Source organism: Streptomyces sp. NPDC048639 (genome assembly GCF_043199075.1).
Taxonomy (GTDB): Bacteria; Actinomycetota; Actinomycetes; order Streptomycetales; family Streptomycetaceae; genus Streptomyces.
In genome coordinates, this window is the sequence record NZ_JBICVP010000002.1 from 600,385 (window position 1) to 616,945 (window position 16,561).

The 16,561-nt window shown below is 72.7% G+C and carries 10 protein-coding genes, 5 tRNA genes and 1 pseudogene; 6 read left to right on the forward strand and 10 right to left on the reverse strand.

Annotated elements, in window-relative coordinates:
- Positions 1–276: 276 nt before the first annotated feature.
- The 5 genes from ACGFNH_RS06985 to ACGFNH_RS07005 all read left to right on the forward strand — a co-directional run bounded on the left by ACGFNH_RS06985 (position 277) and on the right by ACGFNH_RS07005 (position 804).
- Positions 277–349 (forward strand) — tRNA-Gly (locus ACGFNH_RS06985).
- A 32-nt stretch (positions 350–381) separates the two neighbouring features.
- A tRNA-Cys gene (locus ACGFNH_RS06990) sits at positions 382–455 on the forward strand.
- 1 nt (position 456) lies between these two features.
- A tRNA-Val gene (locus tag ACGFNH_RS06995) sits at positions 457–528 on the forward strand.
- A gap of 73 nt (positions 529–601) precedes the next feature.
- A tRNA-Val gene (locus ACGFNH_RS07000) sits at positions 602–673 on the forward strand.
- 59 nt (positions 674–732) lie between these two features.
- Positions 733–804, forward strand: a tRNA-Val gene (locus tag ACGFNH_RS07005).
- A gap of 115 nt (positions 805–919) precedes the next feature.
- Here the strand turns inward: ACGFNH_RS07005 and ACGFNH_RS07010 are convergent.
- The 4 genes and pseudogenes from ACGFNH_RS07010 to ACGFNH_RS07025 form a co-directional block, all read right to left on the reverse strand.
- The gene (locus ACGFNH_RS07010; RefSeq protein WP_393651985.1) at positions 920–1,201 is read right to left on the reverse strand and encodes a zf-TFIIB domain-containing protein; all 282 of its coding nucleotides are present in this window, start codon (positions 1,199–1,201) and stop codon (positions 920–922) included.
- 70 nt (positions 1,202–1,271) lie between these two features.
- Complete coding sequence (locus ACGFNH_RS07015) at positions 1,272–2,222, reverse strand: phosphotransferase family protein (protein ID WP_393652237.1); 951 nt, start codon at positions 2,220–2,222, stop codon at positions 1,272–1,274.
- 1,421 nt (positions 2,223–3,643) lie between these two features.
- A complete protein-coding gene (locus ACGFNH_RS07020) occupies positions 3,644–3,850 on the reverse strand; it encodes a hypothetical protein (RefSeq protein ID WP_393651986.1) in 207 nt (68 codons plus the stop codon).
- 218 nt (positions 3,851–4,068) lie between these two features.
- A pseudogene (locus ACGFNH_RS07025) lies at positions 4,069–4,335 on the reverse strand (hypothetical protein); the annotation flags it as partial.
- A gap of 204 nt (positions 4,336–4,539) precedes the next feature.
- Between ACGFNH_RS07025 and ACGFNH_RS07030 the strand changes: the two are divergent.
- Positions 4,540–5,853, forward strand: coding sequence for a protein kinase (locus tag ACGFNH_RS07030; protein ID WP_393651987.1), 1,314 nt, complete (start codon positions 4,540–4,542; stop codon positions 5,851–5,853).
- A gap of 41 nt (positions 5,854–5,894) precedes the next feature.
- On the opposite strand, the gene ACGFNH_RS07035 is transcribed toward ACGFNH_RS07030, so the two are convergent.
- From ACGFNH_RS07035 to ACGFNH_RS07060, 6 genes are all read right to left on the reverse strand, one after another.
- Positions 5,895–6,713 carry a TrmH family RNA methyltransferase gene (locus ACGFNH_RS07035; protein ID WP_393651988.1) on the reverse strand — a complete coding sequence of 273 codons (819 nt, stop codon included), beginning with the start codon at positions 6,711–6,713 and terminating at the stop codon, positions 5,895–5,897.
- A 55-nt stretch (positions 6,714–6,768) separates the two neighbouring features.
- The gene (cobA, locus tag ACGFNH_RS07040) at positions 6,769–8,013 is read right to left on the reverse strand and encodes a uroporphyrinogen-III C-methyltransferase (protein ID WP_393651989.1); all 1,245 of its coding nucleotides are present in this window, start codon (positions 8,011–8,013) and stop codon (positions 6,769–6,771) included.
- Positions 8,014–9,201: 1,188 nt separating this feature from the next.
- Complete coding sequence (cobT, locus tag ACGFNH_RS07045; protein WP_393651990.1) at positions 9,202–13,101, reverse strand: nicotinate-nucleotide--dimethylbenzimidazole phosphoribosyltransferase; 3,900 nt, start codon at positions 13,099–13,101, stop codon at positions 9,202–9,204.
- A gap of 306 nt (positions 13,102–13,407) precedes the next feature.
- A complete protein-coding gene (gene cbiE / locus ACGFNH_RS07050) occupies positions 13,408–14,667 on the reverse strand; it encodes a precorrin-6y C5,15-methyltransferase (decarboxylating) subunit CbiE (protein ID WP_393651991.1) in 1,260 nt (419 codons plus the stop codon).
- A gap of 142 nt (positions 14,668–14,809) precedes the next feature.
- Entirely contained in the window at positions 14,810–15,448 is a 639-nt protein-coding gene (locus ACGFNH_RS07055) for a GNAT family N-acetyltransferase (RefSeq protein WP_393651992.1), read from the reverse strand.
- A 178-nt stretch (positions 15,449–15,626) separates the two neighbouring features.
- On the reverse strand, positions 15,627–16,469 hold the full coding sequence (locus ACGFNH_RS07060; protein ID WP_393652238.1) for a MetQ/NlpA family ABC transporter substrate-binding protein: 843 nt from the start codon (positions 16,467–16,469) through the stop codon (positions 15,627–15,629).
- Positions 16,470–16,561: the final 92 nt, after the last annotated feature.

Here is a 16,561-nt window from a genome sequence, read left to right on the forward strand (position 1 = left end):
AGGGCGACCAGCGCGGACGCCGCGCGGTGGCACGGCAGGACCTCCGGAGGTGTCCCGCCCGGACCTCGCGAGCCGGTGCTCCTGCCCCTCGGGGAGGTGTCGGGCATCGGCGTCCGAGGACTGACAGCCGCAGGCACGGCGGAGCCGAGCGCAGCACGCTGGGCAAACGGAATTTGAGCTGGCCCAGGAATCCGCTAAAGTTCAACACGTCGCCGGGACGCGGATGCGCCCCGGGGACTCGGAGCACCTCCCGGACGAACTCCGGGGGAGGCACCTGCGGACGTGGCTCAGTTGGTAGAGCATCACCTTGCCAAGGTGAGGGTCGCGAGTTCGAATCTCGTCGTCCGCTCGACGTGGGGGATCAACCCGAACCCCCACTGTGGTGGAGTGGCCGAGAGGCGAGGCAACGGCCTGCAAAGCCGTCTACACGGGTTCAAATCCCGTCTCCACCTCCACGGACGATTAGCTCAGCGGGAGAGCGCTTCCCTGACACGGAAGAGGTCACTGGTTCAATCCCAGTATCGTCCACTGGTCCGCAGGACCTCCCCTTCAGGGGCGGGCTTCACACGGACCACACCCCGGCGGCATGCAGGGGACCCCGGCGCGATTAGCTCAGCGGGAGAGCGCTTCCCTGACACGGAAGAGGTCACTGGTTCAATCCCAGTATCGCGCACGCACCAACTGCCGTACTGCGCTGCGTAGTACGGCAGTGCGGCGCACAAGCCGTACCGAGGACGATTAGCTCAGCGGGAGAGCGCTTCCCTGACACGGAAGAGGTCACTGGTTCAATCCCAGTATCGTCCACACAGAGGGCCGGGGCCGGAGCTTGGAAGCTCCGGCCCCGGCTTTTGCGTTCACGCTGTCTGCGCTTTCGCCTGCGTCTGCGTCACGCTGTCGCGATCGCCTCGATACGCACTTCTCAGGAGGAGAAGAGCATCCGGCCGAAGCCACGCTGGCCGTGGCCGTGATGGCCATGACCGTGATGGCCGTGGTGGGGCGCGCCCCACGCGGGGGCTGCCGGGTAGGCCTGCGGGGCGGGCGGAGCCGGCGGAGCCTGCTGCGACCACTGCGACTCGAGCCGGGTCAGCGACTCCAGCTCCCCGTAGTCGAGGAAGATCCCCCGGCACCCGCTGCACTGCTCGATCTGGACGCCGTTGCGGTTGTACGTATGCATCGGCGCATGACACTTGGGACACTGCATGCTCGGCTCAGCTCCTCGCCGTAGGACGTCGAACTGCCGGGAAATTCTGCCCGGCAGCACATGCTTCACGCTACGTCCTGACGCAATGCGACATGCCCCCGGATCCCATATCCGCGATACGGACACAGCCGTCGACCAGCGCCTCCTCGTCCTCGTCCGGGTCCCGCCCCTCCGCGGCAGCCCTGGCGAGGGCGAGCGCGGCCATCTGAACCGTCAACGCCCGTGCGGGGACGTCCAGTTCCGGCCAGGGGTCGCCCTCGGGGCGTACGGCCGGTCCTCCGGCGGAGCGGTACGCGCCCAGGAAGCGCTGCCATATCTCGGGCGCGAGAAGCCCGAGGGCGAACCAGGCGGCGGGGCGGGCAAGATCCCACGCGGGGTCGCCGAGACCGAGATCGTCGACATCGATCAGCAACCAGGCGCCGTCGGGGGCGGGATGCCGAACGAGCTGCCCCAGATGCCAGTCGCCGTGGCACAAGGTGCCACGGCGGTAAGGGAAGGCGGGACCGTCGGCAGCGGGGCCGTCGTCCGCCCTGCTGCCGTCCGTGCGGCCGTCGTCCGCGCCGGCGTCCGCGGGGTAGCGGCCGAGGGGGTTGCCGTCCGTGGCGCCGTCGCCTGCGGGGTGGTTGCCGGTGGGGCAATTGTCCGCGGCGGGGTTGTGGTGGGGCTTCGGCGCCTCGTGGTGCGGGGATCCCTCGCCGCGCGCCCACGGCGGCAGGCCGTGCCAGGCGCCCTGGACGGCGTCCCGCGCGGCGGGGCTCACCGAGGCCGCCGCCCGCAGCCGGGCCATGGCACGCGCGACCTTGGCCGGACCGCGCATCGGCGGTACGGGGCCGGGCAGGGCGAGTTCGGCGGGCGGCGTGGAGTGCACCTTCGAGAGGAGGACCGCAGCCTCCTCCCACGGGGCCGCCGCAGGGTCATCCGGGGAGACGGGCACGCCCGCGGGCCAGAGGCTGGCCGCGCGCCCGTCGTGGAGCCGGCAGAGCAGTCCGCCGTCGCTCGATACGGGCAACGGCGGGAGCAGCGCGCCGTGGAGCCGCGGGTGCGCGGCGACGTGGAGTCGTGCGGTCAGCGCGGCGACGTCGCTGTCGGGGGCGTGCGCCTTGGACACGACGCCGCCGATCCGTACGACGGTCCCGTCGGGGCGGTCGGCGAGGACGATCGCCTCAGCGGTGGAGCGAGGGTGCGGGATGGGGGCCACGGGCGGGGAGGGGACGCCGGTCCGGTCCCGGGGTGAGGGTGTGGCCGCGGTCGGAGTCCGGGGTGGGACCGGGGTCTGGGTGGGGGTCGTGGTCGTGGTCGGGGCCGGGGTCGTGGTCGGGGTCGGGGTCGCGGGTGCGTCCGTATTGCCGGGTGCGCGCGTCGCCACCTGCCACAACTCATCGGCGACCGGTGCCGTCCCCATGGCCGTCCCCCTTCTCGCTCTCCCCCGTTCGGGGTCGGCACATGTGCCGACCCCGAACGGATCCTACGACCGGTGCGGTGGGTGGGGGGGGGGGGGGGGCGCTCTTGTCCGGTGGGTGGGTCAGGGGCGGAGTGGGACGGTCCCTCCGGGGCTGCATGATTTACGGGCCGGCCCGCCGAGTCCCTTGACCGCGGCCCGGTGGCCCGCCGGCCCACAAATCACGCTCTACGCCCCTTGCCGGGACCATCCCACCCCACCCCCTCCGGCCGCCCCGCGACCAACCCGACCCCACACGGCCCTGGCCACACCCCAGTCCCCCACCAGCGATTGCGTCGACGCGACAGGCAGACCCCCGCCCTCTCCACCGCAGCCCACAGCCCACAGCCACCAGACGATCGATGCAATCGCAGCGGCCCCTGTCCCCGTCCAGGGCACGCACGTGGCGGCCTCCTACACGGCCCGGCACACCACCGCGCAGCCCCAAACAGATCGAGCCGGTCATCAATCCGACCGGAGACCAACAAGGCCTGACCTACTCACACGCCACGCCTGACCGGGCCGAGGCCGACAACCACACAGCGGCAGGCGACCAACTCACAGTCCGGCACACGTCGTTCAACCACGACAGGGACAGGGGGCCACCGAGAGAAGGGGGCGGGGTGGGACGGTCCCGGCAAGGGGCGTAGAGCGTGATTTGCGGGCCGGCTCAACGCCGAACCGCAGACAACTCCGATAGCAGGCCGGCCCGTAAATCATGCAGCCCCGAAGGGACCGTCCCACCCCGCCACCGCCACCCACACCCACACGGCCACACGGCCACACGGCCACACGGCCACACAGCCACAACAGCAAGAAACCGCCCCACGCCCGGAGCAACAAACCCCCGATCGCGGAGCGGCCCGCCGGCAAGGGCAAAGCGCGATGCCCGGACAGCTCCCCAGCTGTCCGGGCATTCGTGCCGTCCGCCGCACCCCCGTCCCCACGGGGTTGATGGCCGGTTGTCCCCGGCCCGGGCCGCTCTCCCGGGCCTTGGGCGCCGCTCAGCGCCCTAGCATGCCGACCACGGACGACGCTTGTGTGACGACGGCTTCCCAGCCGCCGAAGACCACCGCGAACACGGCTGCCAGCGGCAGCACCATCGCGGCGGCGACCAGTGGGTGGCGCGTGCCGGAGGGACGGATGCCGAACGAGGCCACTGCCTTGCGCCCCTCCGACACGAAAGCCGTTCGTCCTGCCGTGTCCGCCATGGCCCCCGCTCCCTTCCCTGTTCACGTGCCGATCCGGAGCGGCGGGCGTTTGGCCTCGGGGGACGAGTGAACCGCCCGCCGCTTGACTTCAACATTACGGACGCCGGAACCCCCGGGCGTCATGCCTCCGTATCGATTAGCGGTTCTCCAGGAGGATGACGCCGGGCGGAACCGGATACTCCTCTGGGTGGAGATCCCCTTCTAAACCTGCGGGTCATCCCCCATGGGGCGGTCCCGTCAGCCGTCCTGGGCACGGGGGGCTCCACCAGGGCCGGCACCCGGCTCGCCATGAACCGTGCCGTGCGCACCAAGGGGCTGGGGGCATCTCGCCTTGCGACGCGTGGAGGGAGGGTGACTTCGCTCACTCCCACCACGCCCCTGCGCACCCCCGACTCCACCCTGGGGCCCGCCCGCGAGGTCACCATCTCGTACGTCCTTGTCGTGTCCCCGGCGTCAACCACGATCTCTCCGCGGTCACCCTTCACTGGATCAATCCCCCTTACGTGAGGGAGCGTTGAGATCTCGCGCCGGGATGAGAGCCGCCGATCAGCGGCCCTCTCACCCCGTACTCCCAGGATCCCACCGGACACTGACAATCCGTCGGCCGACGCATGCGGCGCCTATGAGCACACCGGGCCGGCAATCCGTAAGCTGTGGCACGTCAGGCGGACCGGCTATCAGGGATGGACATGGCGATGATGCGGCTCCGGCGCGAGGACCCGCGTGTCGTCGGCTCGTTCAGGCTTCACAGGCGGCTGGGTGCCGGCGGTATGGGCGTCGTCTACCTGGGCTCGGACCGGCGTGGCCAGCGGGTGGCGCTGAAGGTGATCCGGCCCGATCTGGCGGAGGATCAGGAGTTCCGGTCGCGTTTCGCCCGCGAGGTGTCGGCCGCACGGCGGATCCGCGGCGGGTGCACGGCCCGGCTGGTGGCCGCGGACCTGGATGCGGACCGGCCGTGGTTCGCCACCCAGTACGTACCCGGGCCCTCCCTGCACGACAAGGTGACCGAGGAGGGCCCGATCTCCGCGGCCCGTACCGCGTCGATCGGCGCAGCCCTGTCCGAGGGCCTGGTCGCCGTGCACGACGCGGGTGTTGTGCACCGCGACCTCAAGCCGTCGAACATCCTCCTCTCCCCCAAGGGCCCCCGGATCATCGACTTCGGCATCGCCTGGGCGACCGGCGCGAGCACGCTGACCCATGTGGGTACGGCCGTCGGCTCCCCCGGCTTCCTCGCCCCCGAGCAGGTGCGCGGCGCCGCCGTGACGCCGTCGACCGATGTCTTCGCGCTGGGCGCCACCCTCGCGTACTGCGCGACCTCGGACTCCCCCTTCGGACAGGGCAGTTCGGAGGTCATGCTCTACCGCGTGGTGCATGAGGAGCCCCAGCTCTCCGGCGTGCCGGACTCCCTCGCCCCGCTCATCCAGGCCTGTCTGGCCAAGGACCCGGCGGACCGGCCGACCACCCTGCAGCTCTCGATGCGGCTGAAGGAGATCGCGGCGCGCGAGGCGCACGGCCTGCCGGAGAGCCGTCCTCCGGCGCCGCGACAGGAGTCGCCGCGCCCGGTGGGCCGGCCGGCGGAGGAGTACGCGCGGCAGCGTACGGAGCGGCGGCAGGCGACGCCCACGCCGGTCTCCCGTGCCCAGTCGCCGCGGGCCTCCACCCCCCGTACGGCGCCCCGCCCGGGGACCCGTACTCCGGTCGCTCGGGGCGGGGCACGGGGCGGCACGCGTCCCAGTACCCGTACGCACACGCGCCCCGGACCGCCGCCCGGCCGCCGCCCCGGCGTCAACCGAAGGCTGCTGCGTCAGCGGCTGATCGTGTTCGTCACGGTCACACTGCTGGTGGCGCTGGGCATCGCGGCGGCTCAGGGCTGCCGGGGACCGGCGCGGGGCCTCGGCCTGACCCCGGATCTCAAGGCCCGGTACGGATCGCAGCCGCAACTGCCCGCCCCGCCGGCCGGTTCCGGCCCGGCCGCCCCGTCGACCCCGTCGGCTGAAGGCTGAGGCGTCCGGCGTCCGCGGCTTGAGGGCCGAGACGTTACGGCTCAGGCGTCCGGGCGGCCCCTCGCGAGGGCGTAGAAGGCGACCGCCGCCGCAGCGCCGACGTTGAGCGAGTCCACGCCGTGCGACATCGGGATACGGACCCATTCGTCCGCCGCCACCAGCGCCTGGGTGGAGAGCCCCTCCCCTTCGGCGCCCAGCATCAGCGCGACCCGCTCCAGCCGGTGCGGCGCGGCCGCGTCGATGGCGGTGGCCTTGTCGTCGGGCGTCAGGGCCAGCAGCCTGAACCCGGCTTCGCGCACCGACTCCAGGCCGCGCGGCCAGGTCTCCAGCCGCGCGTACGGGACGGAGAAGACGGCCCCCATCGACACCTTCACCGACCGCCGGTAGAGCGGATCGGCGCAGTCCGGGGAGAGCAGCACGGCGTCCATGCCGAGCGCCGCGGCGCTGCGGAAGATCGCGCCGATGTTGGTGTGGTCGTTGACCGCCTCCATGATGACCACGCGGCGCGCGGAGGTGAGGAGTTCCGCCGCGGTGGCCAGCGGCTTTCGCTGCATGGAGGCGAGGGCGCCGCGGTGCACGTGGTAGCCGGTCACCCGCTCCGCGAGCTCGGGGCTCACCGCGTAGACGGGGGCGGGCACTTCGTCGATGACATCGCGCATCACATCGACCCACTTGGACGACAGCAGCATCGACCGCATCTCGTACCCGGCGTGCCGGGCGCGCCGGATCACCTTCTCGCCCTCGGCGATGAACAGCCCTTCCGCAGGCTCTCGCTTGCGGCGCAGCTCGACGTCCGTCAGGCCCGTGTAGTCGCCGAGTCGGGGGTCGTCGGGGTCGTCGACCGTGATGAGTTCTGCCACAGGGTGATACTGCCTTGTCCTGGTTGCGGTGCCAACGGCGCCCTACGCACTGAAGTTACCGGGGGTTACGGGAGCCGACGGCGACGACCTCGCCGATGACCACGACCGCGGGCGGCCGTACTCCCTCGGCCCGCACGCGCTCCGCCACGGTCGCGAGCGTCGCGTCGACCCGGCGCTGCGCGGCCGTCGTGCCCTCCTGAACCACCGCCACCGGCGTGTCCGCCCCCCGGCCGTACGAGATGAGCGCCTCGGCGATCTCACCGATCCGCTCCACGGCCATCAGCAGCACCAGCGTGCCGCGCAGCCGGGCCAGCGCCTCCCAGTCGACGAGCGACCTCTCGTCGTCCGGCGCGACATGGCCGCTGACGACCGTGAACTCATGCGCGACGCCCCTGTGCGTGACGGGGATGCCCGCCGCGGCGGGCACGCTGATCGAGCTGGAGATCCCGGGGACGACCGTGCACGGAACGCCGGCTTCCGCGAGCGCCTCGGCCTCCTCCATGCCCCGGCCGAAGACGAACGGGTCACCGCCCTTGAGCCGGACCACCGCCTTGCCCGCCTTCGCGTGCTCGATCAGGGCGTTGTTGATGGCCTCCTGCGCCATGAAACGGCCGTACGGAATCTTCGCCGCGTCGATCACCTCGACGTGCGGCGGGAGTTCGTCGAGCAGATCACGCGGGCCGAGGCGGTCGGCGATCACGACGTCCGCCTCCGCGAGAAGCCTGCGGCCGCGCACCGTGATCAGGTCCGGGTCGCCCGGACCACCGCCGACAAGAGCCACACCGGGGGTGCGGGAGCGATGGTGGGGAGCCGCGAGCGTACCGTCGCGCAGGCCCTCGACGACCGCGTCCCGCACGGCCGCCGAACGTTTCGGGTCCTGGCCGGTGAGGACGGCCACCGTGACACCTTCGCTGCGGCCGGTGGCCGGGGTCCAGGCGGTCGCGGCCTCGGCGTCGTCGCTGCGCACACACCAGACACGGCGGGCCTCGGCCTCGGCGGAGGCCGCGGCGTTCGCCTCGTCGTCGTCGGTGGTGATCAGCGCGTACCAGGCCTCGGCAAGGTCACCGTCGCGGTAGCGGCGCCGCTCCCACCGCAGTTCACCGGCGTCGGCCATGGCTTCGACGGAGGGGGTCGCCGAAGGCGAGATCAGCAGAACGTCCGCGCCCGCGGCGAGCAGCCCGGGGAGCCGCCGCTGGGCCACCTGCCCGGCACCGAGCACGACGACCTGTCGTCCTGCGAGCCGCAGGCCGACGGGGTAGGCGGGGTACGGCGTCGGGGCGCCGGCGGCGTTCTCGGTCATGGCTGGTGCGAGTCCTCCGTGCGGAGAGGCGGGAACGTGGCCGCTGCGGCACCGGAGCGGCAGGCCGACCGGCGTCGGCCCTCGCCGCCCACCCTACGGTGAGGCCGCCTCGGACGTCCGGGCGGCCTCGTGGGGACGCGCCCCCGTCCGATCCCTTATCGGCCCCTGATCGGCCCCTTATCGGTCCATGATCCGCCGCTCCGGCCGACCGGACAGGGTGGGGGTCGGGGCGGGCTGTCCCGTGCGGTGCGGGTGGGTGGGGCGGGGTGGGGCGCTCTGTCCGGTGGGTGGGTCAGGGGCGGGGTGGGGCGCTCTGTCCGGTGGGTGGGTCAGGGGCGGGGTGGGACGGTCCCTCCGGGGCTGCATGATTTACGGGCCGGCCCGCCGAGTCCTTTGACCGCGGCCCGGTGGCCCGCCGGCCCACAAATCACGCTCTACGCCCCTTGCCGGGACCATCCCGCCCCACCCCCTCCGGCCGCCCCGCGACCAACCCGATCCGGCGCCGCACACAGATCCCAAGCCTTCTCCACCACAGCCAACGGCCACCAGACGAACGACGCAGTCACAGGGGTCCCGTCCCAGTCCAGGATCCGGCGCAGTCCTACCCAAGCCGGACTCATCGTCACGCAGCCCAAGAACAGGGCGAGCCGACCGCTCCAAGGACACCATCGCGGCACCGAGGAACCTCCAGCGCGGCCCGATCAACTCACACGCCTGACCGGGCCGAGGCCGACAACCACACAGCGGCAGACAACCAACTCACGGTCCGCCACACGTCGTTCAGGCGCGAGAGGAACAGGGGGCCACCGAGAGAAGGGGGCGGGGTGGGACGGTCCCGGCAAGGGGCGTAGAGCGTGATTTGCGGGCCGGCTCAACGCCGAACCGCAGACAACTCCGATAGCAGGCCGGACCGTAAATCATGCAGCCCCGAAGGGACCGTCCCACCCCGCCACCGCCACCCACACCCACACGGCCACACGGCCACACGGCCACACGGCCACACAGCCACACAGCCACACAGCCACACAGCCACACGGACACAGCCACACAGCCACACAGCCACACAGCCACACAGCCACACAGCCACACAGCCACACAGCCACACAGCCACACAGCCACAACAGCAAGAAACCGCCCCACGCCCGGAGGAACAAACCCCCGAGCGCGGAGCGGCCCGCCCGGCAAGGGCTACGCCTTTTCCGTGACGCCCGCCGAATCGAACGTCGCCACCTCGTGCATCGCCCGTGCCGCGCTCTGCACGAGCGGGAGCGCCAACAGCGCGCCCGTGCCCTCGCCGAGGCGCAGGTCCAGGTCGACCAGAGGTCGCAGTCCCAGCTTCGTCAGTGCCGCCACGTGGCCCGGTTCCGCGCTGCGGTGACCCGCGATGCACGCCGCGAGGACCTCCGGGGCGATGGCCCGCGCGACCAGGGCCGCAGCGCCCGCGCTGATGCCGTCGAGGATGACCGGCGTACGGAGCGATGCCGCTCCGAGCAGCAGGCCGACGATCGCCGCGTGCTCCAGGCCGCCCACCGCGGCCAGCACCCCGATCGGGTCGGCCGGATCGGGCTGGTGCAGTTCCAGCGCGCGCCGTACGACGTCGACCTTGCGGGCGTGCGTCTCGTCGTTGATGCCGGTGCCGCGGCCGGTGACCTCGGCCGGGTCCAGGCCCGTGTAGACGGAGATGAGGGCCGCCGAGACCGTGGTGTTGGCGATGCCCATCTCGCCGCTGAGAAGCGCCTTGTTGCCCGCTGCGACCAGGTCCCTGGCCGTCTCGATGCCGACCTCGATCGCGCGCAGCACTTCTTCCTGGGTGAGCGCGGGACCGATCGTGAAGTCGCCGGTGCCCGGCCGGATCTTGCGCGGCAACAACCCAGGAGTGCTGGGCAGTTCGCTCGCGACGCCCACGTCGACGACGCACACTTCGGCGCCGACCTGGTTGGCGAAGGCGTTGCACACGGCCCCGCCGCCCAGGAAGTTGGCGACCATCTGCGCGGTCACCTCCTGCGGCCACGGGGTCACGCCCTGGGCGTGGACTCCGTGGTCGCCCGCGAAGACCGCCACCGCCGCGGGCTCCGGGATGGGCGGCGGGCACTGCCGGGACAGTCCGCTGAGCTGCGCGGAGATGATCTCCAACATGCCGAGCGCACCCGCCGGCTTCGTCATCCGCTTCTGCCGCTCCCATGCCTCGCCCAGCGCCTTGGCGTCCAACGGGCGGATGCCCTGGAGGGTTTCGGCCAGCAGATCGTGCGGCTCCGCGCCGGGGAGGGCGCGGCGGCCGTATGTCTCCTCGTGCACGACCCAGGACAGCGGACGGCGCTTGGACCAGCCCGACTGCATCAGCTCGGGCTCGTCGGGGAACTCGTCGACGTATCCCACACAGAGGTACGCGACCACTTCGAGGTGGTCGGGGAGGCCGAGGGCGCGGACCATCTCGCGCTCGTCGAAGAAGCTGACCCAGCCGACGCCGAGGCCCTCGGCGCGCGCGGCGAGCCAGAGGTTCTCCACGGCGAGCGCGGAGGAGTACGGCGCCATCTGCGGCTGGGTGTGACGGCCGAGCGTGTGGCGGCCGCCCCGGGTGGGGTCGGCGGTGACGACGATGTTGACCGGGGTGTCGAGGATGGCCTCGATCTTGAGCTGCTTGAACTGCTTCGCGCGGCCCTTCGGGAGGGACTTGGCGTACGCCTCCCGCTGCCGCATGGCCAGTTCGTGCATCGTCTGCCGGGTCTCGGCGGAGCGGATGACGACGAAGTCCCAGGGCTGGGAGTGGCCGACGCTGGGCGCGGTGTGGGCGGCTTCGAGGACCCGTAGCAGTACGTCGTGCGGGATCGGGTCGGAGCGGAAGCCGTTGCGGATGTCGCGGCGTTCACGGATGACGCGGAGCACGGCTTCGCGCTCGGCGTCGCCGTAGCCCTCGGCGCGGGCGCGTTCGGCTGCCTGCTCATCGGGCGTGCCGGGGTCGTCACCGGCGAGGTCGTCGAACGCTTCGGCATCCGCAGGTGCTTCGGCGTCACCGGGAGCCTGACCGTCTGCGGGGGCCTGGGCGTCTGCGGGCGTCGCCGTGACGTCGGCCGCCTCCTGCTCGGCGGCCGCGGCGGGGGCCACGGTCTCGGCGTCCGGTTCCGTACCGGGCTGCTCCGGGCGGGACTTGGGCGCGACCAGCTCGTCGGCCAGGACCGTTCGGCGCTCGGCGTCGGCCTGGTCCTGCTCGGCGGCTTCTCCGGCGTCGCCTGCCGGGGCCGTCGCCGTGGCGACGGGCTCGGCGGCGGCCACGGGCTCGGCCTCCTCGCCCTGCTGGGGCTCGGGCTGTGCCTCCGGCTCGACCGGGGCCTCGGGCCATTCCTGCACAGTGACCTCGGGCGACGGCTCGGACACCGGCTCCGCGGCGGGCGCCTCGGGGGCCTCCGCCGTCTGCGCCGCGACCGGTTCCTGGGGCTGCGCCGGAACCTGGCCGGTCGCTTCGGCATCGACTCGGGATTCCGGCGCTTCACTGTCGTCGGCGCGCTGCTCCGCCTGGGGGCCGGTGGCTGCGGGAGCGGTCGGAGGCTGGGGTTCCGTGGCGCTCAACAGCGGTTCTGCAGAGGCGGGTTGTCCATCGGCCGGGAGCGCGGCGTCCGGCTGGACGTCCTGGGCCACCGCATCGGGCACGGCGGGTCCCCCGGGGGTCTCGGCAACCGCGGCACCGTCGGCGACGCCTGCCGCCGAGCCGTGCGGACCACCGTCGTGCACGCCCTCGCCCGCGATGGGCGGCTGTTCGTCCGACCCGTCGCCCGGCGCCTGCTCGGGCGCGGGCGCGGGCGCGGCATCGTGGGCCTGCCCCGACTCCGGGTACGCCGACGGGTCCTGGGCCTGTGCCGGGACCGGCTCCTGGCCCAGGGGCGCGGAAGCCTCGGGGACGGCCATGGGCTCCGGTCCGGCCGGCACGGGTCCTTCCTGCACCGGGGCGGCCTCCGCGGGCTCCGGCTCGGGTGCCTGACGCGGGATCTCTGTGGTGCCGTCGGAGCCCGAACCACCGCCGGTGACAACGGACTCGGCGGTTCCGGCCACGGCGATGTCCGCGGCGTGACCGGAGGAGCCACGACCGGAGGAGGCATGACCGGAGGAGGCAAAGGCCTCCGCAGAGCGGGCCGCGGCCTGAGCCGCATGGCCGGTCGCGCCGGCAGCCCCGTCGTACGCCCCGTCGTGCATCGCCTGCATGTCCCAGTGCGCGCCCTGCGGCGGGATCTCGCCGAGCTGCGGCCCGGGGAGCGACGCGGCGTACTGATCGGCGTACGCCGCCACGGACAGCGCGACGGCGGACTCCTCGGGCGGCACGTCGAGGTACTCGGGACCCGGTACGGGACCGGGGCCGGCCGCGGGTGCCGCCGGGGCGGCGCCCTGTGCCCGAGCGCCCGCGGGGCCGCGATCGGCGAGCGAGCGCACGACCCCGCCGCCCGATGTCTCCGGCGCCTGGGGACCGCGGTGGAGCGGCCGCCGGCCGGGCGTCGGTGTCCCCGCCGGAGGCGTCGCGGAGACGGGCGACGGGTGCGAAGGTGCCGCCATCTGCTGGGAGACGGACTGGGATGCGGAGGACTGCTGCGGCATCCGCACGGCGCCGTAGTCGACGGACCCGGTGTCGCGACCGCCGGTCTCGTGCGTCCCCGGGTGGTTGCCGAGTACCCCCGGCTCGTAGACCCCGGAGTCCGCGGGCTGCTGGGCCTGCGGCGGCACATACGCGTGCGGGTGCGCGGTGGTGTAGGGCGACGCCTGCGGAGGGGTGTGCTGCTGATATCCGGCGGAGGCGTCGGCGGCGTACGGCTGGGCGTGCGGATGCTGTTGCGCGTGCGCCTGAGTCGGCACCGCTCCCACCGGGAGGTCACCCCAGGCACCCTGGGCGCCGGGCATGAGCAGCGCTTCCTCTTCCTCGCCCCCTCCTGCCCCGCCCTCGGCCGGGTCGTGGAAGGCGTACGCACCCGGGGCCGGAATGCCGCCCGGCTGCTCCGGCGGGCCGGAGCCTGCAGGGGTGGCGGGAGCCGCGTACCGCGGAGTCTCCTGCTGTCCGCCTGCGTTCTCCGGCAGTCCCTCGCCCGGGACGTGGCCGGTGTCAGTCATGCGTACCCCTCGCCATAGGTAGTGCTCCTTCCAACCGCTCGTCCGGCCGCCCGGACGGCGACGCAGCGTCCGCCCGGTGAGAACAACGAGCGTGTACGCCCCGCGGCACGTCGCGCGTCCCCCGACCGTCGTACCACTCACTCCCAAAACGGGGGTGCGTCTCGGACATTGGCGAACGAAACTGCGAACGCCGTGCGGTGGTACAACGGTCCGCCAGCCTACCGCCCACGTGTCGGCGGCAGTTCACCGGTCGACTTCCGGAACGCCCGTCCGGGGCAGTGCGCGAGGGGTGGAACCGAGCCGCGGTCAGCGCCGCGAAAGGCGGTGTCCGCACAGGAGAAACGCCACTGCGCGCTCGCGTTCCGTCCACGAGGACGCGACCGACGTGTCCAACTCCACAGACTGGATCAGGGCGCATTCCACGCCGTATCCGGCGTCGGTGAGAACCGCTCCCATGGCTTCCGCGGCATCACGGGTGGGGGCGTGGGCGACGATCCGTTCGGGGCGGCGGGATGCACATGCGGCGACCACGGGGGCGCCGCCGCCACCCACCCGTACGACGTCGGGTTCGGGCAGGTCTTCGAGGATCTCCGGTGCGGTGCCGTGCACGAGCTGGAGCTGGACGCCGTACCGGCGGGCGACGGCGGCGGTGCGTCCGCAGGCGTCCGGGTCGCGGTCGACGGCGATGACGGCCGCGCCGAACCGCGCTGCCTCGGCGGCGGCCGCGCCGGAGCCCGAGCCGATGTCCCAGAGCAGATCGCCTACGCGGGGCCCGAGACGGGCGAGTTGGGCGGCTCGGAGCTGGGGCGACTCGCCCTCGCCCGGCCCGTCCTGCGTGCCGGGCCCGAAGCCGTAGTCCGCGGGCGGGAGTGCCCAGCCTCGGACCGAGGACGGCTGGCCGGGGTCGCGTCCCGCGATCCAGCTTCCGCCCTGGACGGGGACGCCGGGTGCCGCGGTGGTCTGGAAGCCGCCGATGGAGATGACGACGTTGGGGTCGCGCCAGGTGTGGTCGGCGACCTTGTCGGAGGTCAGGACCGTGACCTGCTCGCGGTCCGTGCCCAGTTCCTCGCAGATGACGAAGGTGCGGTGCACCTCGCCGAGCAGCAGGGCGAGTTCGGCGGGGCCGGCTCCGGGCGAGGTGAGGACGGCGACCTTGGGGTGGGCCCGGCAGACGTTGACGGCACGGCGCAGGTCGCGGCTGTGCGCGACGACGATCTGGGCGTCGTCCCAGGGCATGCCGGCGCGCGCGAAGGCGGAGGCGACGGAGGAGACCGCGGGGACCACCTCGACCTCGAGGCCGTGCTCGGGCGCGCGCAGGGTGCGGACGACCCCGAAGAAGCCGGGGTCTCCGTCGGCGAGGACGACCGCGGTGCCGCGGTGGGAGGCGATACGGCCGGCGGCGAGGTCGACGCTGCCGAGCCTGACGCGCTCGGCGGCCTGCGGCACTTCGGGAAGCGCCAGATGATGGGCGGCACCGGCCACGAGCGTGGCCGCGCCCAGCGCGGAGCGGGCCGCGGCGGTCAGCGCCGAGCCGTCGTAGCCGATCACCGTGACCCGGTCGGCCATCGTTGTCAGTCTCCTGGGCAAGTCGCAGGTCGGGAGCCCGCGAGGTGAGCGGGCCGGTGGCACGTGCGGGGACGCGGGGCGGTGCCCCGGACGAGCACAGTACCCCGGGTGGTCCGGACCGGAGCATCCCAGGCCGGGTCGGTCAGCCCCAGTCGGGGTACGCGGAGTATCCGTCGCCGTCGACCGAGGCCTCCGCGAGGTCCTCGAGGTCCTCCGGCAGCAGGCTCCAGACGATGAGGTCGGTGCGGATGTCGGTCCAGCCGCCGTCCTCGGTACGGGAGCGGGCTATCCACGCGTTGCGCAGCACGCCCTCGTTGATGCTGCCGATCTTCTGCGCGACCTGCTGGGACGCGGTGTTGTCGGCTGCGGTGCGCAGCTCCATGCGCTCGAACTTCTGGTCCCGGAACAGCCATTGGGCCAGGGCGTGCACCGATTCGGAGGCGTATCCCTCGCCGCGCGCCCAGCGTGCGGTGACATATCCGACTTCGGTGGAGCGGACACGCCAGTCGGTGCGCTGCAGGTGCACGGCTCCGACCAGGCGCTGCGTGAGGAGTTCGGTGACGGCGAAGACGATGCCGCGTCCCTCGGCCCGCTCGGCGGGCGCGATCCGGGTGGCCCAGGCGTGGGCGTCGTCACGGGTGTACGGGTGGGGCACGGAGGTCCACGCCGTCACCAGTTCGTCGTTCATCATGTCCGCGAGCGCGGGTACGTCCCCTTCCTCGAACGGCCGCAGCACCAGCCGCTCCGTACTGATGGAAATGTCCGGGAAGGTGGATGTCATGCGCCTCTCCGTCATGGGGGGGGAATCGGGAACCCAGCATGCAGCATGGGGGCGTACGGGGGAGCACCGGGTCACGCACCGGTCGCGTTCCGCAGCGACGGCGACGGGCTCCACTCCTCCTTAACGGGGTGCGGAGCCCGTCGCCGCCCGCGGTGCGCGGGCATCGCTGCGTCCGGGACTACTTCGCGTCGGCCGCGGGCAGGACCGAGCCCTGGTACTTCTTCTCGATGAACTTCTTCACCTGCGGCGAGGTGAGCAGCTTCGCCAGCTTCTTGACCCGCGGGTCCTTCTCGTTGCCCTTCTTGACGGCCAGGAAGTTGGCGTACGGGTTGTTCTTCGCGGACTCCACGATCAGGGCGTCCTCGGCGGGCTTCAGCCCGGCCTCGATGGCGTAGTTGCCGTTGACCACAGCGGCGTCCAGGTCGCCGAGGGAGCGCGGGAGCTGGGCGGCCTCGAGCTCCTTGAAGGCGATCTTCTTGGGGTTCTCGGCGATGTCGGCGGGGGTGGCGTCGGCCCCGGCCCCGGGCTTCAGCTCGATGACACCGCCCGCGTCGAGAAGGCGGAGCGCGCGGGCCTCGTTGACGGTGTCGTTGGGGATGCCGAGGGTGGCGCCGCTGCGCAGGGACTTCTCCGAGCCGGTCTTCTTCGAGTAGAGGCCGAGCGGTTCGAGGTGCACCGTGCCGGCGGGCACGATGTCGGTGCCGTTCTTCCGGTTGAAGTCGTCCAGGTACGGCTGGTTCTGGAAGTAGTTGGCACCGACCGAGCCGTCCTCGGTCGCCGTGTTGGGCGTGACGTAGTCGGTGAACTCCTGGACCTCGAGCTTCAGGCCCGCCTTCTCCGCCAGGTGGTCCTTGACGTAGTTGAGGATCTCGGCGTGCGGGACGGGGCTGGCGGCGACGAGGAGCGGCGCGTCGGGGTCGGCCTCGTCGGTGGAGGCGGAGCCCGCGCCGCAGGCGGAGAGCCCGAGGGTGAGGGCCCCTGCGGCCAGGACAGCGGTGGTGATCTTGGTGGTGTTACGCACGAAGAGTGCCTTTCTCATGGGTGGTGCGGCCCCTCGGGGTGGCGGGGGCGGGTGGGGACGGAAAGCCAGGGGGACGGCCGGCGGCTGAACGG